Origin of the sequence: Saccharopolyspora sp. (assembly GCF_017434145.1) — a bacterium.
Classification (GTDB): Bacteria; Actinomycetota; Actinomycetes; order Mycobacteriales; family Pseudonocardiaceae; genus Saccharopolyspora_C; species Saccharopolyspora_C galaxeae.
In genome coordinates this window covers 1-2613 of record NZ_JAFRFW010000635.1, presented here as the reverse complement: position 1 = coordinate 2613, position 2613 = coordinate 1, and the positions used below count along the sequence as shown (strand labels likewise).

The 2613-nt window shown below is 67.9% G+C and carries 4 protein-coding genes; 2 read left to right on the top strand and 2 right to left on the bottom strand.

What is annotated here, in order from left to right:
• The first annotated feature begins 177 nt into the window (after positions 1-177).
• Both IJH84_RS17500 and IJH84_RS17495 read left to right on the top strand, forming a co-directional pair.
• The gene (locus IJH84_RS17500; protein ID WP_295146338.1) at positions 178-873 is read left to right on the top strand and encodes an alpha/beta fold hydrolase; all 696 of its coding nucleotides are present in this window, start codon (positions 178-180) and stop codon (positions 871-873) included.
• Positions 874-950: 77 nt separating this feature from the next.
• On the top strand, positions 951-1484 hold the full coding sequence (locus tag IJH84_RS17495) for an SRPBCC domain-containing protein (protein ID WP_295146335.1): 534 nt from the start codon (positions 951-953) through the stop codon (positions 1482-1484).
• A 122-nt stretch (positions 1485-1606) separates the two neighbouring features.
• On the opposite strand, the gene IJH84_RS17490 is transcribed toward IJH84_RS17495, so the two are convergent.
• Positions 1607-2182 (bottom strand): cupin, encoded by a 576-nt coding sequence (locus IJH84_RS17490; RefSeq protein ID WP_295146340.1) that lies wholly within the window; start codon positions 2180-2182, stop codon positions 1607-1609.
• A 47-nt stretch (positions 2183-2229) separates the two neighbouring features.
• Positions 2230-2613: class II aldolase/adducin family protein (locus IJH84_RS17485; protein WP_295146333.1), on the bottom strand; the 384-nt coding region annotated here is incomplete at its 5' end.

The window sequence follows — 2613 nt, the reverse complement described above, 5'->3', positions numbered from 1 at the left end:
TCGCCGCCGACGAGCAGGTCCGCGACAACCTCGCCGAGATGCGCGAACACGTGCGCGGCGCGGGCGGCCCCATCGCAGGCGCCGACATCATCGAGAACCAAGCCGCCTGAGCGCCTGGCCGGGGCGCCTTCGGCAGAAGCCCCGCCGCGTGTCGGCACCCGCAGCTACGGTGCGGGTATGTCCAACTACGTGATCATCCCGGGTGGCTACCACGGAGGATGGTGGTTCCAGCCGGTCGTTGACGCCTTGCGAGCCCACGGCCACGAGGCAGTCGCGGTGACGTTGACCGGCGTCGGCGAGCGCCACCACCTGGTGTCCTCGACGAACCTCGAGACACACATTCAGGACGTGCTCAACGTGCTGGACTACGAGGACCTCGATGACGTCGTGCTCTGCGCCCACAGCTACGGCGGGATGGTCGCGACAGCGGTTGCCGATCGCGCTGCCGAGCGCATCGCCAGCCTGGTGTTCCTCGACGCCCAAATACCTCGGGACGGCGAATCGCTGTGGGAACTGACCAGCGAGTCCGAGCGGCAGAGGTTCGTCGCAAGCACGCGCGACGGCGTGCTGACCGAACCTCCGCCCGGGCTCGACCCGCGAGCCACCGCACATCCCTTCGCCTGCTTCCTCCAACCGCTGCGGCTGACCCAAGGTCTGGACCCGATTCGCCGCAAGGTATTCGTCTGGATGTCCGGCTGGCCCGACAGTCCGCTGGCCGGGATGTACGACCGGGTCAGCGACGATCCCGGCTGGCACGTCGAGGTGTGGCCGAACGGCCACGACATCATCGGGGAGGCGTGCCAAGCCACGATCGAATTGTTGCTGCGCGAGGGCCAGGAGGACGACGAGGCGCTGACGCAACCTTCCACCTGACCTCGCGCAGCAGGATGTCGGCTGCCGCCGATTCTGGACACGGACCTGCAGGCACATTTGGAACCTCGGGAGAACCCATGACCGACGGCACGGTCGACCGCACCGACGAGCACGTCACGTTCCACTACGAACGCCACGTCAACCAGCCGATCGAGGCGGTGTGGCACACGATCACCGATCCCGCCGCGATTCAACAGTGGATGGGCACGCGACCCGAGATCGAGCTGCGGCAGGGCGGGCAGTACGTCACCCATCACGGAGATGATGTTCGAGTCGCCGACCGAGTTCTCCGCCTGGAGCCGCTACGACTTTTCGAGCACACCTTCTTCGAATACGTCAACCCCGGTGCGACCGTCACCTGGCAACTCGGCCGAACGCCCGAGGACGGCTGCTTGCTGGCGTTGACCCACGTGCTGAGTACGAACGACGTGCGCGCTGCGATGAGCAGCGTCGCTCCCGGAGACGGTCCGATCACCATCCTCTCGCGGAACGCCGCCGGTTGGCACCAGCTGCTCGACCTCGTCCAAGCGCAGCTGGGTGAGCGAATTCCGACCCGATCACCCGACGAACAGCAGGCCCTGCAACAGCACTACGCAGAGCTCATCCAGTAGGGACACCCGCGCGTACGTTCGCGCCATGAGTGAACCGATCATCGGCTACGCCCCCCGCTGCACCGAGGAACAAGACCTACTGCCCAACGCTCCGGGTGCGGCCGCCCGGCGGGCTCGGAGCCTCAGCCGCGGGAGGCCATCAGCTCGTCGAAGCTGGGGAACTTCTCGGCGGTGTCGGTGTTGAGGAATTCGCCGATCCAGCCGTCGTCGTCGTGGAAGAACCGGATCGAGACGGAGTCCGGGCTGGTGCCCATGTCGAACCAGTGCGTGGTGTACGCGGGCACGCTGAGCAGGTCGCCCGCCTCGCACAGCACCGCGTAGACCTTGCCCTCCACGTGCAGGTAGAAAACCCCTGCTCCGCGGGCGAAGAACCGGTCCTCGTCATCGTCGTGGGTGTGCTCGGACAGGAACTTCTCCCGCGCGGCGCGGGCCTTGTCCCGCCATTCCTGGGTGTCTTCGGGTTTCATCGAGATCGCGTCGACCTTGATGTAGCCCTCCGCGTCGATGACCCGGTCCACCTCGGCGCGGTAGGCGTCCAGGACCTGTTCGGAGGACGGCAGTTCCGGCAGGTCCTGCAGCTGCCAGCGGTTGAACCGCACGCCGAGCTGCTTGAGCACGTCGGCGATCTCACCGGCGTCCTCGGTGCGCAAGGTCTCCTGCTGCGGGTCGGTGTCGTTCCAGACGGTCAGCAACGTCATCGCGGCTCTCCCTTCGATCGGTCCGGTCTGCTCGGCGTCGTCGCCGCTCAACGATCCGCGGCCAGCGCGAACGAGACCAGCCATTCCAGGCATTCGGTGCGGTGCCGCGCCTCGGCGAGGTCGCCGCCCCACACGTACAGCCCGTGGCGGGCCACGATCAACGCCGGGGTCGCCGCGTCGAAACCGGCCTCGAACGCCGCGCCCAATACGCCCATGTCCTGGCTGTTGGGCACCACCGGCACCCGCATTTCGTCGTCGTGGGCGGCGCGGCCGAGTCCTTTGAGCATCTCCAGGTCCCGCAGCACCACCCCGTCCGGCCAGCGCTCGGCCGCCAGCACCGGCGCCAGCACGTGCACGTGCACCACCGCGCCCGCGCCGGAACGCGCCGCGATGCGCGCGTGCAGCCCGGCTTCGGCCGAGGGGCGCACGTC

What these genes read in the sequence shown, in the direction of transcription:
- IJH84_RS17500 (WP_295146338.1), top strand. Translation starts at nt 178, where the DNA reads ATGTCCAACTACGTGATCATCCCGGGTGGCTACCACGGAGGATGGTGG.
- IJH84_RS17495 (WP_295146335.1), top strand. Translation starts at nt 951, where the DNA reads ATGACCGACGGCACGGTCGACCGCACCGACGAGCACGTCACGTTCCAC.
- IJH84_RS17490 (WP_295146340.1), bottom strand. Translation starts at nt 2,182, where the DNA reads ATGACGTTGCTGACCGTCTGGAACGACACCGACCCGCAGCAGGAGACC.